Origin of the sequence: Variovorax sp. J31P179 (assembly GCF_030316985.1) — a bacterium.
Taxonomy (GTDB): Bacteria; Pseudomonadota; Gammaproteobacteria; order Burkholderiales; family Burkholderiaceae_C; genus Variovorax; species Variovorax ginsengisoli_B.
This window is the reverse complement of record NZ_JASZYL010000018.1, coordinates 63620-86256: the sequence shown is the minus strand read 5'-3', so window position 1 is coordinate 86256 and position 22637 is coordinate 63620. Positions and strand designations below refer to the sequence as shown.

Below are 22637 nucleotides of genomic sequence, written 5' to 3'. Positions count from 1 at the left end.
ATGCAATCTTGAGAATTCTGGTCGCGGCGGTGAAGCGCGTCGTCGATTTCCGCCGAGCGACGGCACCGGTGTCGGCATTGCCAATGTGAAGATGAGCATGAACTCCTTCGACGAGATCGCCGTCGAAGAGGCGGTGCGCCTGAAGGAGAAGGGCGCGGCCACCGAGTTCATCGCGGTCTCCTGCGGCGACGCGAAGCGCCAGGAGACCCTGTGCAACCTGCGAGTCCATTGCCTTGAGCGTCCAGCTCCTTCAAGTTGCGGAGGGTACGGATGACCACGCCGAGGCACTGCAGCCAAACTGCTGGCGGAACCAACGAGAAAACGCGCTGGGGCCATTGAATCCAAGCAGCAGAGCAATTTCCACATGCTTGCGCGGGGGTCCGCTCAAATATCGCTGGACAAGCTCGCGTCGCACCTGGTTCAGCAGTTCGTTGTACGACAAGCCTTCGCGCAAGAGGTGACGTCGTACGGTGCGTTCGTCCACACATAGATACCGCGCAATATGCCCAAGCGTACATTTCCCGGAGGGCAGCAGCGTCAGTGCCAACTGGCGCACCCTCTCTGCTGCTGATTGATTTTGTCCAGCAGCAACCGACTCCACGTACTGCTGCGCGTACCGATCCAGCCGTGAGTACGTGGAAAGCGGCATCTCCAAGTCACCAGCCAAACACGTGATGCCATTGAAGGAGGCGCCATATTCAACCCTGCGAGCAAAGAAGCGGGTTGCCGTGCGCGTATCTTTGGGTGCCGCGTGCACGAAGCAGACGTTCTGGGCACGCCAGGTCTCTGGCAAAGCATGCCGAAAAAAACGATAGACCATGCCCACCGACAGCTCCATCGGCTGACGCACCGAAGAGCCGCGCCCGAGGAATTCGAACTGAATGGAGGCCGTCTCGTCATCCTCTTCGAGCCAGAGATGCAGGGCCTCGTTGTGCACGCGCATATAGCGCATCAGCATGTCCACCGCCGGGCGCAGGGTAGCCTGCTCGCGCACGACCAATGCGAGCGGTCCCAGAATAGAGAACTGGCGAGTCGCAGCCAGTCGCAAGCCGAAATCCTCCCATCCTGAGCGCTTCGCAGATTCCTCGAGAAGCTGTCCCGTCGCAATCAAGGAAATCTTGAGATCCGGATTCTCCAGACAGGCCGGTTCCAGACCGACGCTTTTCAGCATGCCAATGGGATCAAGGCCGGCTTCGCGCGCGACCGATGCATAGTTGGTCAGACAAGCGCTGCGAACAAGAGGAGTCATTGTTTACCCTCGGTGTCCGTTAATGCTAAGCGAATGTCCGAAATAGTCAACTCGGAAGACGCTGCAAATCTATGCTCTCTCCACACGTTGGCCAATGGAGCATGCAGGCGATGATCGATGACTACCTTCCCTATCAGCACCCCAGCGCCTGGAAGGGCGGGGCCATGAGCGGCACGACTGAATGGATCGTCAAGCTGGACGACGAGGACAACGAGATCCTGCATCAGGCGGTGATACGCGCACGTCTGCAGGGGCTCGGAATTCCTCACATGCGGGCGCCGGATCTCGCGCTCGGTTCGCTTGGCGAGAAACTCAAGCGCATCCAGTCAGAAGTGATGATCGGGCGCGGATTTGTTCTGGTCGAGGGCTTCGACATCGACCGCTATGCGCTGGAGGATGCCGCCCTCGCGTACTGGGGCATTGGCATGCATCTGGGTTGCGGCGCGGCGCAAAACGCGCAAGGCGATCTGCTTGGGCACGTTACAAATCTCGGCGTCGACTACCGGTCCGACGCGAGGGCTCGCGGCTACCAGACTCGACTGAACCTCCCGTTTCACAACGACGCAATGGACATCGTGGGTCTGATGTGCGTCCATCCGGCCCGGAGGGGCGGTCTGTCGCGTATCGTCAGTTCGGTCACCATATATAACGAAGTGCTGCGCCTTCGCCCCGACTTGATGCCCGTGGCCTGGGCCGATTTCGACATCGATCGTCGGGGCGAGGCTCCCGAGGGCAAGCGAGGCTACTACAGCGGGCCCTTGTTCAGTCGCATCGACGGGCGATTGTTTGGTCGATACAACCGCGAATACATCGAATCGGCTCAGCGTTTCTCCGAAGTGCCTCGCCTGACTGCCGCGCAGATCGAACTCATGGATCTGATCGACTCCCTTTGCAATGACCCCGAACTGCATCTGTCGATGGAATTGAAACGCGGGGATCTTCAGTTCATCTGCAACTACACGACGCTGCATTCCAGAACGGAATATGAGGACGGACCCGACGCCGCTTCTCGGCGATACCTGCTTCGTCTATGGCTGGACAGCGGCGTGCTCGCGAAGCTTCCGCCGTCGTACGAGGAGCGCTACTCGGATATGCGGGAGTGGCAGCGCCACCCCCGCCCCCCCATTTTCGAGCCCTCGGCCGTACAGGCCGAACTGGCTCACTGAGTGAATGCCGCCATCAAAAGGACCGACCATGAGCACAGAATTCGCATGCGACCAAGAGACGGACCTGCCCGTCTTCCAGAACGAGCAATCCTGGTACGGAAGGGATCAGAGCAACCCGGAGTGGGTTTACGAGCTATCGGGCCGGGAACAGCTGGAAGTCCGGGACGCCGTGGCGAAGGCGATCGCGGGCAACGTCGATCTGGTGTCAATGACAGCCGCGGATTTCGCCCTGGGCTCGTTCGGTGTGAGACTGGTGGAAATCGGGCGTGAGATAAAGCACGGACGAGGCTTTGCGCTCATCCGGGGGCTGAATACCCTGGGCTTGACGTTGCAGGAGCAAGCCTATGCATTTCGCGGGATCGGCGCGCACTTCGGGGAGGCTGTCTCGCAGAATGCCAAGGGTCATGTGCTCGGCCATGTGGCCAATCTCGGACTTGATTATTCCGACCCCACCACGCGCGGCTACCAGACACCGGCGGAACTGCGTTTCCATACCGATGCAGCAGACATCGTGGGCCTGATGTGCATACAGCGGGCCCGCTCGGGCGGACTGTCACGCATTGCGAGCTCCACCACCGTCTGGAATGAGGCGGTCCGGCGCCGTCCCGACTTGGCGGCAGAGCTGACCAAGGCCTATTGCTTCACCCGGTGGGGCGAGGAGCGGCCTGGGCAGAGCCCATACTTTCAGATCCCGCTGTTTCGCCAACATGGCGAGCGAATGATTGCGGTCTTCATCGCGGGCGCGATCGAGAAAGCGCAAGCGCTACCCGGCGTCGCTCTGCTGACGCGGCAGCAGCGCGAAGCCATCGCGCTTGTCAATGAGTTGGCCTGCGACGACGAGATCCGTCTGGACATGGAGTTCCGGCCGGGCGACATGCAATTCCTGCTCAACCATGGGATCCTCCATGCACGGACTGCGTACGAAGACTTTCCCGAACCCGACAAGCGGCGCCATCTGCTGCGCCTATGGCTGGCATGCCCGGATGGCCCGCCGTTGCCCGACTACATGACGACGGAGTTCCAAGGTCGCACCGCCAGCGGTCGCCCGGATGGAATCCACCTGCCCGGGGTGGAACTCAAGGCCAATCTGGTTCCGGACTGAGTGCGCCGCCAGATTGTTCATTGAAAGCACTTGCCATGGCCCCGCATTGCGCGGGTGCGAAGGAAACAAAATGATCAGAAACTCGAAACTTGGCATTGCGGGCTGGTTGTTCTCAGCCGCCGCGCTCCTGCAGTTCACTCACGCCACCGCGGCCGAGGAGAGCTGGCCCGCCGCCCACCCGATTCGCATGGTGATACCCGCAGGTGCCGGCGCCGGCACCGACATCTTCGCCCGCCTGATCGGAACACGTCTGGGACAGGCTCTCAAGCAGACCATCGTCTACGACAACAAGCCCGGTGCCAATGGCATCATCGGCAATGACAGCGTCGCCAAGGCGGCGGCGGACGGCTACACGCTCTTGTTCAGCAATGCATCGGCGGTCGCCGTGAACCCGGCCATTCAGCCGAAGCTGCCATACCAAACGCTCAAGGACCTGGTTCCGATCGCTCAGATTGGCGCAGGTGGCGTTCTGCTCGTCACGACACCGGACGTCGGCGTCGGCGACATGAAGGGACTTGTCAGGTACCTGAAATCGAACCCCGGAAAACTCGGCTATGGGACATGGGGCATGGGCTCCACGGGACATCTGTCGATGGAAGCGTTGAAGGCGAAGGAAGGCTTGAATATTTCCCATGTCCCTTACAAGACCATGGGGCAGGTCCTGACTGATTTGCAAGGCGGCACGCTGCAAATCGCCTTCGTCGATGCGTCCTCGCCATTGGCGCTGATCAAGGCCGGAAAGCTGGTGCCGCTAGGGGTCACAGGCTCCCAGCGCCTCCCCGCGCTTGCCGGCGTGCCGACCATGCAGGAACAAGGCTATCGCCTCGGCGCCGATGGCTGGTATGGCCTGTTCGCGCCCGTCGGAACGCCGCAGGCGGTGGTTCAGCGTCTCAACTCGGAAGTCAATCGGATTCTGGCGGCGCCGGACATGCGACCCGTTCTCGAGGCCTGGAACTTGAGCAGATTTCCGATCAAGACACCCGCCGAATTCGCGCAGACGATACGCGAAGACCTCGAGCAGTGGAAGGAAATTGCCACGACGGCTCACGTCACGCTCGAATAGCTGAGAGGGGCGGGCGCGCACGCAGCTTCTGTGTCGACGTCACGACCTGGGTTTTGTCCCCTTGCTCAGGACGCCGTCGGCAGTGAAAGCGTCATGCATCATTGATGCACGATACCTGTGGCAGTCCTGGTCAGCCAAACCGTGGTCGCGCCCAGTGATCCCTTCGTCCTTGGCGTCGCTACTGCCGGTAGAACCTTGAGCGCATCCGGCGTCGGCGGCTTCCTTGGCGGCCATGGCTCCTCGAGCGACAGCGTGTCGGGCTCAGGCCAGCCAATGCATCAACGCAAGCGCCAGCAGGACCAGGAAGACCGTCTCGCCAATCATCAGCATCACCGGCTTGAGGCCTACGGTGACCAGGTCCTTCAACTGCGTCTTCATGCCGATGCCCGCAATGGCCGCCACCAGGCACCAGCGCGACAGGTCGCTGCCGCTTTTGGGGACGAAGCTGGGCAACCACCCGGTGCTGTTGATTGCCACCAGGAGCGCGAAGGCGATAACGAAGCCTGGGAGCAGCGGAGGGCGCGGGCCACCGGCCTCACCGGCTTGGCGGCGTGAGAGCATGACAGCGAACACGATCACCGGCAACAACATCGCAACGCGCATCAGCTTGACCAGGGTGGCCACGTCGCCCGTCTGCTGCGACATGCTGTAGCCGGCCCCAACGACCTGTGCCACGTCGTGGATCGTCGCGCCGAGAAACACCCCGGCCGCACGCGGGTCCAGCCCCGCCGCCTGCGCGATCATCGGATAGACGATCATCGCCAGCGTCGACAACGCCGACACACCGACCACGGTAAACAGCGTCGCGCGCTCCTTCAGTGGGTGGTTCGGCAGCGCTGCCGCCAGCGCCATCGCCGCAGAAGCGCCGCAGATCGCGGTGGCGCCACCGCTGAGTAGGCCAAACAGGGTCTGAAAACCCATCAGGCGCGCCGCCAGCATTGACAACAGGATCGTCGCCCCGACACAAACCACGACGATCGCCACCGGCTGCCATCCGAGCTCGGCGACCTGGCCGACCGTAATTCGCAGCCCGAGCAGCGCGACGCCGATTCGCAGCAGCATCCGACCCGCGAATTCAATCCCCGGCCTGCATGCGCCCTCGCCGGAGAGGAAGTTCATCGCAATGCCCAGGAGCAGCGCGAACAGCATCACCGGGGCACCATAGTGCTCCGAAAGAAAGGTGGAGGCCGCAGCCACTACGCCGCAGGCCAGCACGCCGGGAAACAGGAGGCGCACCTGTCCGGGAACCGCCCCGATGGTGAGTGTGGTCATGGCGTTCAGGCGGTCGGCAGCTTGTGATCTTTGAACTGCTCGCGAAGGCGGTGCTTGAGCATCTTTCCGGTCGCGCCGAGCGGAATCGTGTCGCTGAAGACCACGTCGTCGGGGGTCCACCACTTGGCGATCTTGCCGTCATAGAAGGCGATCAGTTCCTCGCGCGTGACTTCGACACCGGGCTTCTTCACCACCACCAGCAACGGCCGCTCGTCCCACTTCGGATGGAATGCAGCAATGCACGCGGCCATGCCCACGGCAGGATGCGCCATCGCGATGTTCTCCAGGTCGATCGAACCGATCCATTCGCCGCCCGACTTGATGACGTCCTTGGCGCGGTCCGTGATCTGCATGAAGCCGTCGGCATCAATGACCGCTACATCGCCAGTCGGGAACCAGCCGTCCACCAACGGATTGCCGCCGGCACCCTTGAAATAGCTGGCGATGATCCAAGGGCCGCGCACCAGCAGCTCGCCCGAGGTCTTGCCGTCCCAGGGCAGCTCGTTGACGTCGGCATCGACGATCTTGAGGTCCACGCCAAACACCGCGCGACCTTGCTTGGACTGGACGGCGAGCCGTTCCTCACTGCCCAGCGCCTGTTGCGCCGGCTTGAGCGTGCAGACAGTGCCCAGCGGACTCACCTCGGTCATGCCCCAGGCGTGCAACACCTGCACGTCGTAGCGTTCCTGGAAGGCGCGCATCATCGCCGGGGGGCAGGCCGAGCCGCCGATCACGGTGCGGCGCATGGTGCTGAACGCCAGGTCGTTGGACTCGACGTGCGCGAGCAGGCCCTGCCAGACGGTGGGTACGCCGGCAGACATCGTCACTTTCTCCGCCTCGAACAGTTCATACAGACTCTTGCCGTCGAGATACGGTCCCGGGTAAACGAGCTTGGCGCCGACCGCGCAACCGACATACGGCAAGCCCCAGGCGTTGACGTGGAACATCGGCACCACGGGCAGGATGGAGTCGCGCGCCGAGCAGTTCAGCGCATCGGGCAGCGCCGCCGCGTAGGTATGCAGCAATGTCGAGCGATGGCTGTAGAGCACGCCCTTGGGATTGCCGGTGGTGCCCGAGGTGTAGCACAGCGAACTGGCGCTGTTCTCGTCGAAGACCGGCCACTCGAAGCGGTCGCTCGCGTCGGCCAGCAGTTCCTCGTAGCACAGCAGGTTGGGCACTTTGGTGGACGACGGCATATGCGCGCGGTCAGTCAAGGCAACAAAGGCCTTGATCGTCTTCACGCGCGAGGCGATCGCCTCGACGATTGGCAGAAAGGTGAGGTCGAAGAACAGCACCTGGTCTTCGGCATGGTCGGCGATCCAGACCACCTGGTCGGGGTGCAGGCGCGGATTGAGCGTGTGCAGAACCGCACCGGAGCCTGAGACGCCGTAGTAGAGTTCCATGTGGCGGTAGCCGTTCCATGCCATCGTAGCGACGCGGTCTCCGAACTCGACGCCGCGCTGCGCCAGTGCATTGGCCACGCGGCGCGCGCGCCCCGCCAGTTCACGGTAAGTGGTGCGATGGATGTCGCCTTCGACACGGCGCGAGACGATCTCCTGTTCGCCGTGATGGCGTTCGGCATGCGTCAGCAGGGTCGAGATCAGCAGCGTTTGCTGCATCATCAGTCCGTTCATGATGTGTGTTCCTTGATCCGTGCTCATTCAGGCTGGAAGCCGATGTCCTTGAGATTGGCCGCGTGCTTGTCGGAGGCCACGCGAAGCGACTTCGACAACTCGTCCGTGCTGAGCGGCTGACCCATCTCCTGGCCGAGTTCGTTGAAGCGCTCGATCACCTTCGGTTGCTGCAGGACCTTCAGCGTGGCCTCGCGGACCTTGACTTGCACTTCGGCCGGCACGTCTGGCGTGGTCCACAGGCCCATCCAGGCGATGTCGCCAATCTTCGGGTAGCCGAGTTCCGCGAACGTAGGCACGTCAGGCAGCGCAGCCAAACGCTTGGGCGCACCGACAGCGAAGGCCTTCAGCTTGCCCGCCTTGATCAGCGGGATCGAGGTCGCAGGACCGTCGAACATCAACGCCACATGGCCGCCCATCACATCCTGGAGCGCAGGCGGTGAGCCCTTGTAGCCGACATGGGTCATGTCCAGGCCGGCCAGCTTGTTCAGCTCCTGCCCCATGGTGTGGGACATAGAGCCAGAACTGTAAGAGGCATAGCTCACCTTGCCCGGATTGGCCTTCACGTAGGCGATGAGTTCCTTCAGGTTCGATGCCGCGAGCGCCGGGCTGCCGACAAGCACTAGGCCCGTCCGCGAAAGCTGAGCCAAGGGTTTGACTTCTTTGAACATGTCGACGCGAGATTTCGCGACATGCGGAATTTCGCTGACCAAGCCATTGACGCCGACCATGAAGGTGTGGCCGTCGTGCGGTGATTGCAGCAGGTCTTGGGTGCCGATGGCGCCCATGGCCCCGGCCTTGTTGTCGACGATCACGGGCTGCCCCAGTAGCGGCGTCAGACCTTCTGCCAATGTGCGCGCGACCATGTCGGCAGTGCCGCCCGCTGGCGCTCCGACGACCAGTCGGACCGGCTTGCTGGGCCAGGCCTGGGCAAGCGCCGCAGGCATTGCGGCCAGCAGGGAAGCGCTTGCGAGAGCGCCGAGCAGCGCACGACGCAGGGGGTTGATTGGTTGCTTCATTGTGTGTCTCCGGAGGTTGATGTGGGGGTGAGTCGCTCAGATGTGTGAGGCGGAGAAGCTACGTTCACCTCTGCACCTGGTCGAGGCCTCATTGTTCCGAGTCGAGGATTCGTCGATTGACCGAAGATGACACGCATTTAACCGATGAGGACAGCTGGTGCTGGCCATGAGGCTGCTTGTGTTGGTCAGGCGTGATCAGAGCGGCAGCTCGCGGATGCAAAAAGGGCGTCTCGGGGACTGCAAGCGGGTGCGCCGAGACTCCAGTACCAACCTTCGTTGATCATCGGAGACGTAGGGGATATGCCAGCCTACGAAGGGCTCCAGCACACCCAGGCCCGGATGGCCGCCGACTTCAGAGCTGCGCTGAAGGACCGAGGCTCGGGATGGGCATGAATGATGAGCGCCTTCATGTCTAGCCCGTGATGTCCTTGCCGAAGATGGCGCGCGCGATCACCAGCTTCTGTATTTCGTTGGTGCCTTCATAGATCTCGGCGATCTTGCAATCGCGGTAGATTTCCTCCACCCGATAGTGCGAGCCATCGGCGGCCAGCTCCGACATGAATCCGTAGCCGCCGAAAATCTGGACTCCGTCGCGAGCGAATTCGGCCGCGAGGTTGGTGGCGTACCACTTCGCCATGGCCGCCTCGGGTTCCGGAAAGGCCTCGCCGGCATCCATGCGCAGCGCCGCCTTCAAGTAGAGGTTGCGCGCGTTCTCGATCTCCGTGGCGCGCTCGGCCAGCTTGAATTGCCAGTGCTGGAACTGTGCGATCGCCTTGCCGAATGCCCGACGCGTTTTCAGCCGCTCGACGCAGTGATCGAAGGTTGCCTGCGCCATGCCGACGCCGCTGGCCGCGATGCCGATGCGGCCGTAGGTCAATGTCTGCAGTGCGATCTTCAGGCCGCCGCCCACTGCGCCGACGACGTTTTCCGCGGGAACATGGACATTGTCGAAAAAGATGTCCGCGGTGAGCTGGCCGTGGTTGCCCATCTTCCGGTCCGGCTTGCCTACGTGCACGCCCGGTGCGTCCAGGTCGATGATGATCTCTGTCATGCGTCCTTCCTCGGCGCACAACAGGACGACGAAGTCGGCGACCGGCGCATTCGTGATGAAACGCTTGCGGCCGTTGACCACGTAGTCCCTGCCCTCGCGCTTCGCGAAGGTCTGCATCGTCTTGATGCTGAGATCCGTGCTGGCGTCCGGCTCGGTGGTTGCAAAGCTTCCGATCTTCTCGCCAGCCAGAAGTGGGGCAAGGTAGCGCTGCTGCAGAGCCGGCGACGCATGCTCCAACGCGTGCCCGGCCAGGATGCAATGTACGTCTACGATGGCCGCGACAGAGTTCGAGTGGTAGGCCAGCTCTTCGATGAGCGCCGCGGTCGCGCAGGCCGGGTACTTCAGTCCGCGTCCGCCGACTTCGGCGCCGAAGGGGATGCGAAAGAGTCCGGCATCGGCCATTTTGCGGAAAAGGGCGCGCGGAAAATTCTCCACCGACTCTTCGCGATGCCCGATCTCCCAAGCCGCCGGTGCCACGTGTTCGTCGGCGAAACGGCGGACCTCGTCGCGAACGGCCTTGGTCTCCTCGGGCGTGAGCAGGTCGTGATACAGCTTCGGCTGGTGGCGCTCGGGCGCCTGGGGGCTCGTTGCAATGGTGTTGTCTCTGGCGTTCATGTCTCGTATTTCCTTTGGCTGGTGGAGCGTGCTTGCCCCGTTGATGCGAGTCCCAGTCTAGGTTTCGGTGCATTCGGGGTACATTGGCGAAACTGACGCTTTCTGTGCGAAATACGACAGACCATGCCGCGCGCCGCAATCCTTGCTTTCGATGGCTGCTACGCCTCCAGCCTGGGCGGCTTCGCCGACATCCTGCAAGTGGCGAACTCGCATCTGCGCAGACAGCAGGGTGCCTCTGCCGCTCTGTTCGAATGGCGTTTCGTGTCGCTCAGAGGCGAGCCCATCGCGGCGAGCAACGGCCTGCAACTGCAGACCCACAAGATCGGCGCGCGCGAACACTACGACCTCGTCTTCATCCCGAGCCTGCATTACGCGGGCCACCGGAAGTTTGATCTGTTGTTGAAGGCCCAGCCCGCCACCTGTGCATGGCTCACGTCGCAGTGGAGTCGCGGCGCGTGGCTGGCCGCCAACTGCACCGGTACGTTCATCCTCGCCCAGACCGGTCTCCTGGACGACCGCATCGCCACCACGACCTGGTGGCTCGAGCGGCAGTTCCGCACACGCTTCCCACGCGTTGAGTTGCAGATGCAGCCGGTGCTGACGGAAGTCGACCGTTTGCTCTGCGCGGGCGCTTCGGCGTCCTATCTTCTACAGGCGATTCGGGTCGTCGAGAGATTCTGCGGACCGCCGATTGCGTCGCAATGCGCCAAGAGCATGCTGATCGACGTTAGCCAGACGACCCAGACGCCGTACGTGCCGTTGCTGGCGGACATCGCCCACACCGACGCAGTGGTTCACCGAGCACAGCACTGGTTGCAAAGGAACATGTCCGGGTCCGTCCGCATGTCCGAACTCGCTGCCGAGTTGGCTGTGAGCGAAAGGACGTTGATACGGCGCTTCAACGCGGTGCTCGATCAATCGCCCCTGACCTATCTGCAGCATCTGAGGATCGAGGCGGCACGCGCGCTCCTGGAAGCCAGTGATCAGGGGGTCGATCAGATCGCCCTGCAGGTGGGGTACAACGATGGGAGCTCCTTTTCACGATTGTTTCGTGCGCGCATGGGCCTCAGTCCCGGCGCATACCGGAGCCGTTACCAGTCAAAATGGTGTTGAAACCAACGAACCCTTCGAAGGTTGAGGGCTCGACGAGCAAAAGTTGCGCGCCTTTTTGGCCAAACGCTCCGTGCGCCATCCGGCGCCGCCCGGATTTGCGGGTGAACCTGTTCGTGCGCTGAAAGCGGTCACTAGCGGAGGACGGCTTCTGGCCGGCAACTCCAGTTCGAGGTCCAAACCCGAACGCGTGCTTCAGACTGGTTGCGGCTCTTCGGCCCGAAGCGGTAGTAGACATCTCGAGATTGAGCGCCCGCTACCTAACATTCCACTGTCGAGCAGTCACGAGGCCGCGAGCAGCGCCATACGCCCTGCTTTGAGCGGCTGAAGCCCGGGGGGTTCTACGTGATCGTAGACCACGCCGCCGCCGTCGGCGCAGGCACGAGCGACGCTCAGTCGCTGCATCGGATTGAGCCGGTATCCGTTCGCGAGGAGGTGGAGGCGGCCGGCTTCGTACTGGACGCGGAAAGCACCTTGCTCGCGGACAGGGACGATACGCACTCGATCAAGGTGTTCGACCCCTCGATCAAGGGCGAGATCGATCGGGTTCCGGCGCCGCCTTCGAGTCGACCTCCTCGTTGGGTGCAAGCAACCCCGTCGAGGACTCTGCTTTCGGTCCTGAAGTTCGCGTTGGATAAGTTCGTCTTGCCTGCTGGTTCATCGGGGGCGAGCCGTTTATTGCGCCGCGTGCATCAATAGGAACAAACATTGCAATTCCGCTAACGTAGCCTGCGTCGCACACTTGCTCCCCAGAACTGCTGCCGCTTGGTGCAGTCAGCAAAGGAGACAAGATTGGACGCACAGAAAGATCAGCTGCAATCGTGGGTAGGGCGCAGCGAGAGAATCGAAGACACCATCAACCCCACCCCGGTGGTCGCACTGACCGCGACCCTGGACCATCCCGCGGCGCCGGTGGTTGCGGGCACCACGCTTCCCCCACTTTGGCATTGGTTGTACTTCCTGCCGATGCATCGGCAGAGCGAAATCGGCGCCGACGGCCATGCCAAGCGTGGCGGCTTCCTTCCGCCGGTACCCCTGCCTCGGCGCATGTGGGCCGGCAGCCAGTTCGAGTTCCGCTCCCCGATCCGCGTGGGGGACCGTGTTGTGCGCACCTCGACCATCGATGACGTCACGACGAAGGAAGGCCGCACCGGCAAGCTCGTATTCGTGAAGGTGCGTCACGAGGTGCGCTGCAACGAGGCGGCTGAGCCGGCACTGGTCGAGTTCCACGACATCGTCTATCGCGAAGCACAGGGCCCGGACGATGTCGTGCCACCACCTCAATCCGCACCATCCGACGCCGCCTGGCGCCGCGAGATCGTGCCGGACGACGTGCTGCTGTTTCGCTACTCGGCGCTCACTTTCAATGGCCACCGCATCCACTACGACCGCCAGTACGTGACGCAGGTCGAGGGCTATCCGGGGCTGGTCGTGCACGGTCCGCTGATCGCGACACTGCTGATGGACCTCCTGCGGCGCCAGTTGCCCGAAGCCGAGGTGGCGAGCTTTCGCTTCAAGGCGGTCCGCCCGACCTTCGACCTGAACGCCTTCCATGTCAACGGCCGACCTGAGGCCGACGGCAAGACGATCCGTCTCTGGGCCTCGGACCACGAGGGTTGGCTGACGATGGACGCGACCGCAGTATTGCGCTGACCCCCACCCACACCATCGAGAGAGACAACTCATGCAGCCACTCAAGGGCATCACCGTCGTCACGCTGGAGCACGCGATTGCCGCGCCCTTCGCCACCCGCCAATTGGCCGACCTGGGCGCCCGCGTCATCAAGATCGAGCGCCCCGGCTCGGGCGACTTCGCCCGCGGCTACGACGAACGCGTACGCGGACTGGCGTCGCACTTCGTCTGGACCAACCGTTCCAAGGAAAGCCTCACGCTCGACGTGAAGCACCCCGAGGCAGCGGCGATTCTCGAGCGCCTGGTCATGGAGAAGGCCGACGTCGTCGTGCAGAATCTGGCACCCGGCGCTGCAACGCGCCTCGGCCTGGGCTACGACAAGCTGTCCGGCGCCAAGCCAGGCTTGATCGTCTGCGATATTTCTGGCTACGGGGACGACCCGCACCATCCGGGTCCGTACCGCGACAAGAAAGCCTACGACCTCCTGATCCAGAGCGAGGCCGGCTTTGTCTCCGTCACAGGCACGCCCGAAGAGCCCTGCAAGGCGGGCCCCTCGATCGCGGACATCGCCGCCGGGATGTACGCGTACAGCAGCATCCTTGCGGCGCTGCTGCAGCGCGGCCAGTCCGGCAAGGGGCAACGCATCGACATCTCGATGCTGGAGTCGCTGGCCGAATGGACCAGCTACCCGCTCTACTACGCGTTCGAGGGAGCCGAGCCGCCGCCGCGAACCGGCGCCAGCCACGCGACGATCTATCCCTACGGCCCGTTCCCGGCCGGCGACGGCACCACCGTGATGCTGGGCCTGCAGAACGAGCGCGAATGGGTCAGCTTCTGTGACAACGTACTGGAGCAGCCCGATCTCGCGAAGGATCCGCGTTTCACCGCCAACTTCAAGCGCGTGGCGGAGCGCACAGCATTGCGCAAGATCATCTTGGATGCCTTTAAGCCGCTGACTGGCACGCAGGTGGTGGAGCGACTCGAGCGCGCTCAGATCGCCAATGCCCAGGTCAACACGATGAAGGAGGTCTGGGCACATCCGCAGCTCAAGGCGCGAGGGCGCTGGACCGAAGTCGGGACCGCCGTGGGGCCGGTGCCCGCCATGCTGCCGCCCGGCACCTGGGATACCGGCCCCCGGATGGACCCGGTGCCTGCGCTCGGCGAACACACGGACGCGATCCTGGCCGAACTCGGCTACAGCGCGGCCGAGATCGCCGGGCTTCACACATCCAAAGCCGTCTGAGGTCGCCGTCATGCCCGCCGAACTGCTGCCGCCTGCACGCACCTACCTGTTCGTGCCGGGAACGCGCCCGGAACGTTTCGACAAGGCGCTGGCCAGCGGCGCCGACAAGGTCGTTCTCGACCTCGAGGACGCCGTGGCTGCCGACGACAAGGCCACTGCACGCAGCGTTGTCACGGGATGGCTGCAAAGCGCAACGCCCGCAGGCCGATCGCGCATCGTCGTGCGCATCAATGATGCCAACTCGTCCTGGTTTGCCGCAGACCTTGCGGCCTTCGGCGACGCGCATGGGATCGGCGTGCTCTTGCCCAAGGCCGAGTCCGCTGAGCAGATCGCCGAGACGCAAGCCGCATTGCCCGGCGCCAGCATCCTCGCTCTCATTGAAAGCGCACGTGGTGTGTCGGAAGCGAACCGCATCGCGGCCGCCGGTGCGCAACGCCTGGTGTTCGGCACGCTCGATTTCGCACTCGACCTCGACATGGACATCACGACGGACGCCTCCGGCCTTGGCTATGCCGCCAGCCGCATCGCGATCGCTTCGCGCCTGGCGGGCCTGCCGGCACCCGTCGCAGGCGTCACGCCCCAACTCGACGACGAAGCACGTCTGCTGTCGGATCTTGCCGATGCGCGCAGGCTTGGCTTTGGCGCCAAGCTGTGTATCCACCCACGCCAGGTACAGCCGATCCACGCCGCGCTGCGTCCAAGCGCAGAGGCACTGGACTGGGCCCAGCGTGTCCTGGTTGCCGATGCGTCATCGCCTGGCGCCGCCCGGCTCGACGGCCGCATGGTCGACCGGCCCGTGGTGCTGCAGGCGCAACGCACGCTGGCCCTGGCCCGCGACTGACTGACCCCGTTCACCAACTCCCACCGCAGAAAGAGACAACCTATCATGGCCTCCACCATCATCGATTCACGCATCTTCGGCGACATGTTCAGCGACGCGCGCATGCGCGACGTCTGGTCTGACGAGAACCGCACCGCCAAGTACCTGGACATCGAGCGCGCCCTCGCGAAGGTCCAGGGCGAACTCGGCATCATCCCGAAGGAAGCGGCGGACGAGATCGTGCGCAACTGCAATCTGTCGCAGATCGACTGGGCCAAGCTGAAGGCCAAGACCGAGCAGATCGGCTATCCCATCATTGCCGTGGTCAACCAGATCAATGCGAACTGCCGGGACAAGCTCGGCGAATACTGCCACTGGGGCGCGACGACACAGGACATTACCGATACGGCCGCCGTGCTGCAGATGCGCGAAGGTCTTGCCTTGGTCGAGCAGGATCTGAACGAGATCGGCGATGCGCTCGCCGCGCTGGCGAAGAAGTACCGAGACACGCCCGTCATCGGCCGCTCCAACCTGCAGCAGGCCACGCCGATCACCTTCGGCTACAAGATGGCGAGCATCCTGGCCGGCATCGACCGACACCGTGAGCGCCTCCAGCAGCTCAAGCCGCGCGTCCTGATGGGCGAGTTCGGCGGCGCTTCGGGCACCTTGTCCTCGTTGGAGAAGGGCGCGATGGAAACCCAGGCCGGACTGATGAAGGAACTGGGCCTGGTCCAGCCGCTGATCTCGTGGCACACGGTGCGCGACACCATCGCCGAGGTCGGTGCCTTCCTCGGGCTGGTCGGGGGCTCGCTCGGCAAGATCGCAATGGACGTCAAGCTGATGATGCAGACCGAAGTCGCCGAGGTCTTCGAGCCGTTCGCGCCGGGCCGGGGTTCGTCGTCGACCATGCCGCAAAAGCGCAATCCGATCTCCTGCCTCTACATCCACGCCAACATCTCCGTGGCGCGCCAGCATGCCGCTGCGCTGATGGATGCGATGGTGGCCGACCACGAGCGCTCGACCGGGCCCTGGGAAATCGAGTGGGTGTCGCTTCCCGAGATCTTCTGCCTGATGTCGGGTGCGCTGAAGCAGACCAAGTTCATCCTCAAGGGCCTGGAGGTCGATGCCACCCGCATGCGGGCCAACATCGACATCACCAACGGGCTGGTGATGTCCGAGGCGGTCATGATGGGCCTGGGCCCGTACATCGGCCGTGAATATGCCCACGACCTGGTGTATGACCTGTGTCGCCAGGCGCTCGCCGACAACCGGCCGCTGGTCGAGATCCTGGTCGACCACCCGGAGGTCAACAAGCATGTCACGCGGGCCCAACTCGATGCGATGTGCGACCCGGCCAACAACCTGGGCCAAGCCGGCGTCATGGTCGATCGCGTGCTCGCGGCGCGCCGCTGAGTCATACCCCGCCATTCACCACCGACCAAACCGGCACAGACCGGTACGCATCTGTGCGACCTGAATCTGGAGACAACATCGTGAACATCCGAAGACTATTGAAGCTGCTCTACGTGCAGGTCCTGATCGGCCTGATCCTCGGCATCACCGTGGGCCACTACTGGCCCGAGTTCGGCGCCGCCCTCAAGCCGCTCGGCGACGGTTTCGTCAAGCTGGTCAAGATGATGATCGCGCCGGTGGTGTTCTGCACCATCGTGAGCGGCATCACCTCCCTGGGCGACTCCAAGGAGATCGGCAAGACCCTGCTCAAGGCGATGGGACTTTTCTATGCCCTGACGATTCTGGCTCTCATCACCGGCCTGGTCACCGTCTTGCTGATTCAGCCGGGCGCCGGCATGCACATCGATCCGAAGAACCTCGACGCCTCCGTGGCGACCCGCTTCGCGAATCAGGTGCATATCCACGGCTTCACCGACTTCGTGATGCACATCATCCCGAATGCGTTCGTGGGCGCCTTCGCTGAAGGCGAGGTGTTGCCGGTGCTGCTGCTCGCGGTGCTTTGCGGGTTCGGCCTGACCAAGATCGGGACAGCCGCCAAGCCGGTGCTCGAGGGCATCGAAGGCTTCTCGCACATGTTCTTCGCGGCCTTCGGCATCATCATGCGGCTGGCGCCGATCGGTGCATTCGGCGCGATGGCGTTCACCGTCGGGCGCTACGGCATCAAGTCGATCGGATCTCTCGGGCTGCTCATCGGTACTTTCTATATTGCCTGCATCTTCTTTGTCGCCGTGGTGCTCGGGGTGCTGTCGCGTCTTCACGGTTTCAAGCTGTGGCAGCTGATGCGATACATCAAGGAAGAGTTGCTGGTCGTGCTCGGCACCTCATCCAGCGAACCCGTCCTCCCCCGTCTCCTGCTCAAGCTCGAACGGCTGGGCTGCAAGAAGGGCGTGGTCGGGCTGGTGCTTCCGACAGGCTATTCGTTCAACCTCGACGGCACGGCCATCTACCTCACGCTGGCGTCGATGTTCATCGCTCAGGCCTGCGACATCCATCTGTCGTGGCTCCAGATAGGCTCGATGCTGGGCATCATGCTGCTCACTTCCAAGGGCGCTGCGGGGGTGACGGGCAGCGGCTTCGTCGCCTTGGTGGCCACGCTCACGGTCATGCCTGATCTTCCAGTGGCCGGCGTGGCGCTGATTGTCGGAATCGATCGCTTCATGTCCGAGGCTCGGGCGCTCACCAGCACCATCAGCAACGCCGTGGCCTGTATCGTGGTCTCCATCTGGGAAAACGCTTGCGACCGGGACGTCCTGAAGCGCGAACTGGCGGCGAACTATGCGAACACCGAGCACGAGCTCGAGGAGGGGTCCGGAGACCTGCAGCTGCCGCTCGGCCACACCGGCCCGGCGCACTGAAGCCGAGGCGTCGGACTTCGGGCTGCGCCCGCTTCAGGCTTTCAATCCACCGCGCGGCGGCCATCCGGCTTGCCGCGCTTTGCTTTCATTTCGGAGAAAAACGCGTAGAGCTGCTGCGCGGCCGGCGAAAGTGTCCGCCCCTTGCGACGGATAAGCCCAATCTTGCGGGTGATCACCGGGTCGTAGAGCGGAACACTCACCAGCAGCGGATGGTCCGCATCCGGCATCGCGATCGACGGCACCGCCGCCACGCCCAGGCCCGCCTCCACCAGTCCGAGCATCGTCGTGACGTGCTGGGTCTCGTAGATGCTCTGCGGACGCCCGGCCAGGCCCGAAAGCGCCTGGTCCAGCAGCAGCCGGTTGCCCGAGGCCTTGCTGACCGAGATGTAGTCGTACTGCGCCAGTTCGGTCCAGCTCACCCGCCGCTTCCTGGCGAGCGGATGGTCACGCCTGCAAGCCGCGACGAAGCGCTCCTCCAGCAGGGGCTTGAATTCGATGTCCGGCTCCTTCCCGCCGACGAAGTTGAGCCCGAAGTCGGCCTCACCGCGTGACACAGCCGACAGGACCTCGTTGGCGCTGGCGTCGAACACCCTCACCCGGATCTTCGGGTAGCGCTCGTGGTAGCGCGAGATCACCTGCGACAGGAAGTAGTAGACGGTCGACGGCACGCAGGCGATCGTCACCTCGCCCATGCGCGTTGCCGCCACACCGCGGATGCCCAGCAACGTGTGATCGAGGTCGTCCAGGAGCTGCTGCACCTTGCGATCGAAGTCTCGGCCGACCGAAGTCAGGCTCACACGGCGGGTGGTGCGGTCGAGCAGCCGCACGCCCAGCGCCTCTTCGAGCTTCTCGATGCGTCGGCTGAAGGCCGGCTGCGACACATGCAGCGCCTCGGCTGCCTTGCGAAAACTGTTGAGCTCGGCCACCGCCCGGAAGGCCTGCAGATCGTTCAGATTGAAGTTGATGGCCATGGCGCATGGGCTCCTGAGGCAGTGTCACTGATCCACAGTGTGCATCAATAGATCATAAACATGCAATTCACAGAAGGCTTCCAAAAGTGGAACATTCGATCAAGGCCAAGCAAGAGCCTCCAGGTTCCCAGTTCTCGACAATCCACCGGAGTAGACAAATTGAAGACCCAGAAATTTCGCCTCCTCGGCGCCGTGGCGCTGGCGGCATCCTTGGCTTGCGGCAGCGCAGTCGCCGCCTTTCCTGAAAAGTCGATCACCCTCGTGGTCCCGACGGCGGCGGGGGGCGCCAACGACGCCATGGCGCGCGTCATCGGCCAGGCCATGTCGGCCATCGTCAAGCAGCCCGTCATCGTCGACAACAAGGCCGGCGCCAACGGCGCGATCGCCAGCGAGTATGTGATGCGCGCAGCGCCAGATGGCTACACGCTCATGCTGGGCTACATCGCCACTCATGCGATGAACCCGGCATTGCAGAAGCTTCGCTACGACCCGGTCAAGGACTTCGAGCCGGTCGGCATGGTCGGATCGTCGGCGACGCTGATGGTGGTGAATCCGGCCGTCAAAGCCAGCAGCGCCAAGGAGGTCGTGGCGATGCTCAAGGCCGCACCGGACAAGACCAGCTACGCCTCGGCCGGCAATGGCACCGCGCCGCACTTCGCGGCCGAGATGTTCAAGCTTTCGACGGGCACCAGCATGCTGCACGTGCCCTACAAGGGTTCCGCGCCGGCCATCACCGATACCCTCGGCGGCCAGACGCAAGTGATGTTTCCCAGCCTCTTCACGGCCATGCCGTATGTCAAGGCCGGCAAGCTGAGAGCGGTGGGCGTTGCGGGTCCCAAGCGCTCGGCGCTCATGCCCGACGTACCCACGCTCCAGGAGCAGGGCATCGCCGACGTCGACGTCTCGCAGTGGTACGGGATCTTCGCACCTGCGAAAACGCCCAAGCCGGTGATCGAGCAACTCAACAAGGTGCTCAATGAGGTGCTCGCCGACAAGAGCGTGGTCAAGCGCCTCGAGGACCACGGCGCCGAAGTCTCGACGATGACGACCGACCAGATGCGCACCTATGTAGCGCAGGAGCAGGTTAAGTGGAAGAGGGTGGTGCAGGCCGCCAAGATCACCGCGGATTGAGATGAACCGTTCCATCCCCTGTGTGCTCATGCGCGCCGGCACGTCGCGCGGCCCTTTCTTCCTGCGCGAGTGGCTGCCCGACGGCGACGAGGCCCGTGACCAGGCGCTGATCGGCGCCATCGGCGCCTCCGACCCGCTCCAACTCGACGGTGTGGGCGGCGGCAGCACGCTGAACAGCAAGGTCGCCATCGTGTCGCGCTCGTCGCAGCCGGGCTGTGACATCGACTATCTCTTCGCGCAGGTCGGCGTCGGCCATCGGTCGGTGGACACGCGGCCGAACTGCGGGAACATGCTCTCGGGGGTTGCGCCCTTCGCGATCGAACAGGGCTTGATCGCCGCAAAGGACGGCACCACGAGCGTTCGCGTCTACAACGTCAATACCGGGTCGCGAATCGACGTGACGGTGCGCACGCCCGGCGGGCGCGTGACCTATGAAGGCGATGCGCGCATCGATGGCGTGGCCGGCACCGCGGCGCCCATCCTGCTCAACTTCCTCGATGCGTGGGGTGCGGTCACCGGTCATATCTTCCCGACGGGCAAGCGCATCGACACGATCGACGGTACCGAGGTGACCTGCATCGATGCCGCCATGCCGCTGATGATCGTCCGTGCAAGCGATCTCGGCGTGACGGGACGGGAGAAGCCGGCAGCCCTCGATGCGAACACTGCGCTCCTTGAACGGCTGGAAATCCTTCGCCTGGAGGCCGGACGCAGGATGGGCCTCGGCGACGTATCGAACAGTGTCATTCCAAAGCCTGTGCTGGTCAGCAAGGGAGAGGCGAGTGGCAGCATCACCTCGCGCTACTTCACGCCGCGCAAATGCCATGCTTCACATGCCGTGACGGGAGCTATCGGCGTCGCCAGCGCGTTCGCCTTGCCGGGAACGGTAGCGAGTGGCTTGGCGCGCGAACCCGGACGTCATAGCCTGGTGGTGCTGCATCCCGCCGGGCAAATCGATGTCGAAGTTGAACTGAAGGGCAGTGCAGACGCCGCGACCGTCGAACGCGCTGCCCTCGTTCGCACTGCGCGAAAGATGATGCAGGGCGACCTGCATCTGCCCGACTACGTGTTCTCGCGTCCAGAAGCACAGGACGCCGGGTCGTCTGACCTGCAACGAGCCTTGACCATCATCGTGCCGACGCGGGCCGGTGGCGGCAACGACACGATGGCTCGCATCATCGCCGCCAAGCTAGGCCCGCTGCTCGGCCAGGAAGTGCTGGTCGACAACCGCGCCGGCGCGAACGGCGCCGTTGCCAGCGAGTACGTGGCGGGGTCCGCGCCGGACGGACACACCCTGATGTTCGGGTACGTCGGTACGCACGCGATGAATCCGGCGCTGCAAAAGCTGGGGTATGACCCGGTTCACGACTTCGCGCCGGTCGGACTTGTGGGCTCTTCGCCGACGTTGATGGTCACTCATCCGGACACGGGCGCCCCCGACCTGCACACGCTCATCGCCCGGCTGAAGGGCGCGCCTCGGTCTTTCAGCTACGCATCCGCCGGCGACGGGACGCCGCCGCACTTCGCGGCCGAGCTGTTTCAGCTCAGCAGCGGAACGTCGATGGCCAGCGCGACGTATGAGGGCGCCGCACCTGCGATTGGCGACACGGTCAACGGACGATCGCAGATCATGTTTCCCAGCTTGTTCACGGCCTGCCCTTTCATACGTGCGGGACAGTTGCGCGCCTTGGCGGTGGCAGGACCGAGCCGCCTGGAAGGCCTTCCCGGCGTGCCGACGCTGGCCGAGTTGGGCGTTCCGGGGGTGGATGTCGTGCAGTGGTACGGCCTGTTTGCGCCGTCCGGTACGCCCGCGGCGACCATCGATCGCCTCAATCGGGCGCTTAACGAGGTCCTGGCCGATCCAGAGATTGTCGAACGTTTCGAGAGGCATGGTGCACGCGCCGAGCCAGGAAGCGCCGACGCGCTTGGGCAGAGGATGCAGGCCGATCTTGCTCGCTGGCGACAAGTTGTAGCTCAGGCCGAGCTTGCACCGAGAGAGTCGCGCCAGATGGCGCTGGATTGACGCGTCGTCGATACGGACTGGCGGCGGCGGAGCGCGCAGCATGGCGTCCGCGTCTCCGGTCGCGATCAACGTTGCCTTGGTTCGCCGCATCGCATGTTTCCACCGGCTGCCGTCTTCAGGAGGCCGTGGGCGAGTTGCTGCTGCCGAAGTTGGAATGCGACAGCAGAGCCACTTTCGGCTTCGGGCCGAACCGCAGCATCTCTTCGGCAGCCAGCGCGGTGATCTCCGCCAACTCCTCGGGTGTCGGGTCATGGTTGACGTGCGTGTCGACCAGGAACACCGGTGATCGTGGTTGCTCCCGCATCCAGCGCGCCGCGGAAGATGTACGAAAAGCAAAGCACGTCCTGCACGCCCGGTGGCCATGATGATGTCGTTCCTGACCGATCGGGCATCCTCGGGTGAGATCTCCGATTCGGGTTTGCCAGCGCGAAGACCACGGGGTAGGGCCGAGGGTAATTCCTAAGGTTGACATCTGAATAGTTGAAAAGTAATGTATTGCCATCTCGTCGGGTCCAGGCTCGACCGGCGCGACACCCCTCACCCTTCGCCGGTTCGCGATCGGTGCTTGCCTCCACTGAGCCATAGACGTCGGAGAAATCGAAATGCTCATGAATCGAGAGGGCAGAGTCTTGCCATCTTCTCCTTCGCAGTTGCTGAACGCAGCTGGCGACATCAATTTCGCAGGCAGCTTCAACTGCGTGGATCCAGACT

18 protein-coding genes and 2 pseudogenes are annotated in these 22637 nt (G+C 63.6%); 13 read left to right on the top strand and 7 right to left on the bottom strand.

Translation table 11 applies throughout. The annotated features are described in order from the left end of the window. Nucleotides 1–8: 8 nt before the first annotated feature. Nucleotides 9–211: pseudogene (locus tag QTI17_RS31050) on the top strand (electron transfer flavoprotein subunit beta/FixA family protein); the annotation flags it as partial. Nucleotides 212–250: 39 nt separating this feature from the next. On the opposite strand, the gene QTI17_RS31045 reads toward QTI17_RS31050, so the two are convergent. Next, nucleotides 251–1249: an AraC family transcriptional regulator gene (locus tag QTI17_RS31045; protein ID WP_286537694.1), complete on the bottom strand. Its 999-nt coding sequence runs from the start codon at nt 1247–1249 to the stop codon at nt 251–253. A gap of 110 nt (nt 1250–1359) precedes the next feature. Here QTI17_RS31045 and QTI17_RS31040 point away from each other — a divergent pair, with 110 nt between their 5' ends. The 3 genes from QTI17_RS31040 to QTI17_RS31030 all read left to right on the top strand — a co-directional run bounded on the left by QTI17_RS31040 (nt 1360) and on the right by QTI17_RS31030 (nt 4580). Continuing rightward, nucleotides 1360–2415, top strand: coding sequence for a TauD/TfdA family dioxygenase (locus QTI17_RS31040; RefSeq protein ID WP_286537693.1), 1056 nt, complete (start codon nt 1360–1362; stop codon nt 2413–2415). 28 nt (nt 2416–2443) lie between these two features. Next, nucleotides 2444–3517 (top strand): TauD/TfdA family dioxygenase, encoded by a 1074-nt coding sequence (locus QTI17_RS31035; protein WP_286537692.1) that lies wholly within the window; start codon nt 2444–2446, stop codon nt 3515–3517. A 70-nt stretch (nt 3518–3587) separates the two neighbouring features. Continuing rightward, the gene (locus QTI17_RS31030) at nt 3588–4580 is read left to right on the top strand and encodes a Bug family tripartite tricarboxylate transporter substrate binding protein (protein ID WP_286537690.1); all 993 of its coding nucleotides are present in this window, start codon (nt 3588–3590) and stop codon (nt 4578–4580) included. Between the two features lie 261 nt (nt 4581–4841). Here the strand turns inward: QTI17_RS31030 and QTI17_RS31025 are convergent, their stop codons facing one another. The 4 genes from QTI17_RS31025 to QTI17_RS31010 form a co-directional block, all read right to left on the bottom strand. After that, entirely contained in the window at nt 4842–5852 is a 1011-nt protein-coding gene (locus QTI17_RS31025) for a YeiH family protein (RefSeq protein ID WP_286537688.1), read from the bottom strand. 5 nt (nt 5853–5857) lie between these two features. Beyond that, nucleotides 5858–7486: a 3-(methylthio)propionyl-CoA ligase gene (locus QTI17_RS31020; protein WP_286537687.1), complete on the bottom strand. Its 1629-nt coding sequence runs from the start codon at nt 7484–7486 to the stop codon at nt 5858–5860. Nucleotides 7487–7509: 23 nt separating this feature from the next. Beyond that, nucleotides 7510–8502 carry a tripartite tricarboxylate transporter substrate binding protein gene (locus tag QTI17_RS31015; protein WP_286537684.1) on the bottom strand — a complete coding sequence of 331 codons (993 nt, stop codon included), beginning with the start codon at nt 8500–8502 and terminating at the stop codon, nt 7510–7512. 412 nt (nt 8503–8914) lie between these two features. Next, nucleotides 8915–10168, bottom strand: a complete 1254-nt coding sequence (locus QTI17_RS31010) for an acyl-CoA dehydrogenase family protein (RefSeq protein WP_286537682.1) — start codon at nt 10166–10168, stop codon at nt 8915–8917. A gap of 123 nt (nt 10169–10291) precedes the next feature. On the opposite strand from QTI17_RS31010, the gene QTI17_RS31005 reads away from it, so the two are divergent. The 7 genes from QTI17_RS31005 (at nt 10292) to dctA (ending at nt 17801) form a co-directional block, all read left to right on the top strand. Next, nucleotides 10292–11281: a GlxA family transcriptional regulator gene (locus QTI17_RS31005; protein ID WP_286537681.1), complete on the top strand. Its 990-nt coding sequence runs from the start codon at nt 10292–10294 to the stop codon at nt 11279–11281. Between the two features lie 342 nt (nt 11282–11623). After that, nucleotides 11624–11977 carry a class I SAM-dependent methyltransferase gene (locus tag QTI17_RS31000; protein ID WP_286537680.1) on the top strand — a complete coding sequence of 118 codons (354 nt, stop codon included), beginning with the start codon at nt 11624–11626 and terminating at the stop codon, nt 11975–11977. Between the two features lie 93 nt (nt 11978–12070). Further along, nucleotides 12071–12931 (top strand): HTD2 family dehydratase, encoded by an 861-nt coding sequence (locus QTI17_RS30995; protein WP_286537679.1) that lies wholly within the window; start codon nt 12071–12073, stop codon nt 12929–12931. A 31-nt stretch (nt 12932–12962) separates the two neighbouring features. Next, nucleotides 12963–14153 (top strand): CaiB/BaiF CoA transferase family protein, encoded by a 1191-nt coding sequence (locus QTI17_RS30990; RefSeq protein WP_286537677.1) that lies wholly within the window; start codon nt 12963–12965, stop codon nt 14151–14153. Between the two features lie 10 nt (nt 14154–14163). Then, a complete protein-coding gene (locus tag QTI17_RS30985; RefSeq protein ID WP_286537676.1) occupies nt 14164–14994 on the top strand; it encodes an HpcH/HpaI aldolase/citrate lyase family protein in 831 nt (276 codons plus the stop codon). Nucleotides 14995–15039: 45 nt separating this feature from the next. Next, complete coding sequence (locus tag QTI17_RS30980; protein ID WP_286537675.1) at nt 15040–16386, top strand: class-II fumarase/aspartase family protein; 1347 nt, start codon at nt 15040–15042, stop codon at nt 16384–16386. An 80-nt stretch (nt 16387–16466) separates the two neighbouring features. Beyond that, on the top strand, nt 16467–17801 hold the full coding sequence (gene dctA, locus QTI17_RS30975) for a C4-dicarboxylate transporter DctA (RefSeq protein ID WP_286537674.1): 1335 nt from the start codon (nt 16467–16469) through the stop codon (nt 17799–17801). 41 nt (nt 17802–17842) lie between these two features. On the opposite strand, the gene QTI17_RS30970 is transcribed toward dctA, so the two are convergent. Continuing rightward, complete coding sequence (locus QTI17_RS30970; RefSeq protein WP_286537673.1) at nt 17843–18772, bottom strand: LysR family transcriptional regulator; 930 nt, start codon at nt 18770–18772, stop codon at nt 17843–17845. A 159-nt stretch (nt 18773–18931) separates the two neighbouring features. Between QTI17_RS30970 and QTI17_RS30965 the strand changes: the two genes are divergently transcribed. Further along, entirely contained in the window at nt 18932–19903 is a 972-nt protein-coding gene (locus QTI17_RS30965) for a Bug family tripartite tricarboxylate transporter substrate binding protein (RefSeq protein WP_286537672.1), read from the top strand. Nucleotide 19904: 1 nt separating this feature from the next. Next, nucleotides 19905–21926: a 4-oxalomesaconate tautomerase gene (locus QTI17_RS30960; protein ID WP_286537671.1), complete on the top strand. Its 2022-nt coding sequence runs from the start codon at nt 19905–19907 to the stop codon at nt 21924–21926. Between the two features lie 121 nt (nt 21927–22047). Here the strand turns inward: QTI17_RS30960 and QTI17_RS35265 are convergent. Next, a pseudogene (locus QTI17_RS35265) lies at nt 22048–22218 on the bottom strand (phosphate acyltransferase); the annotation flags it as partial. Nucleotides 22219–22637: the final 419 nt, after the last annotated feature.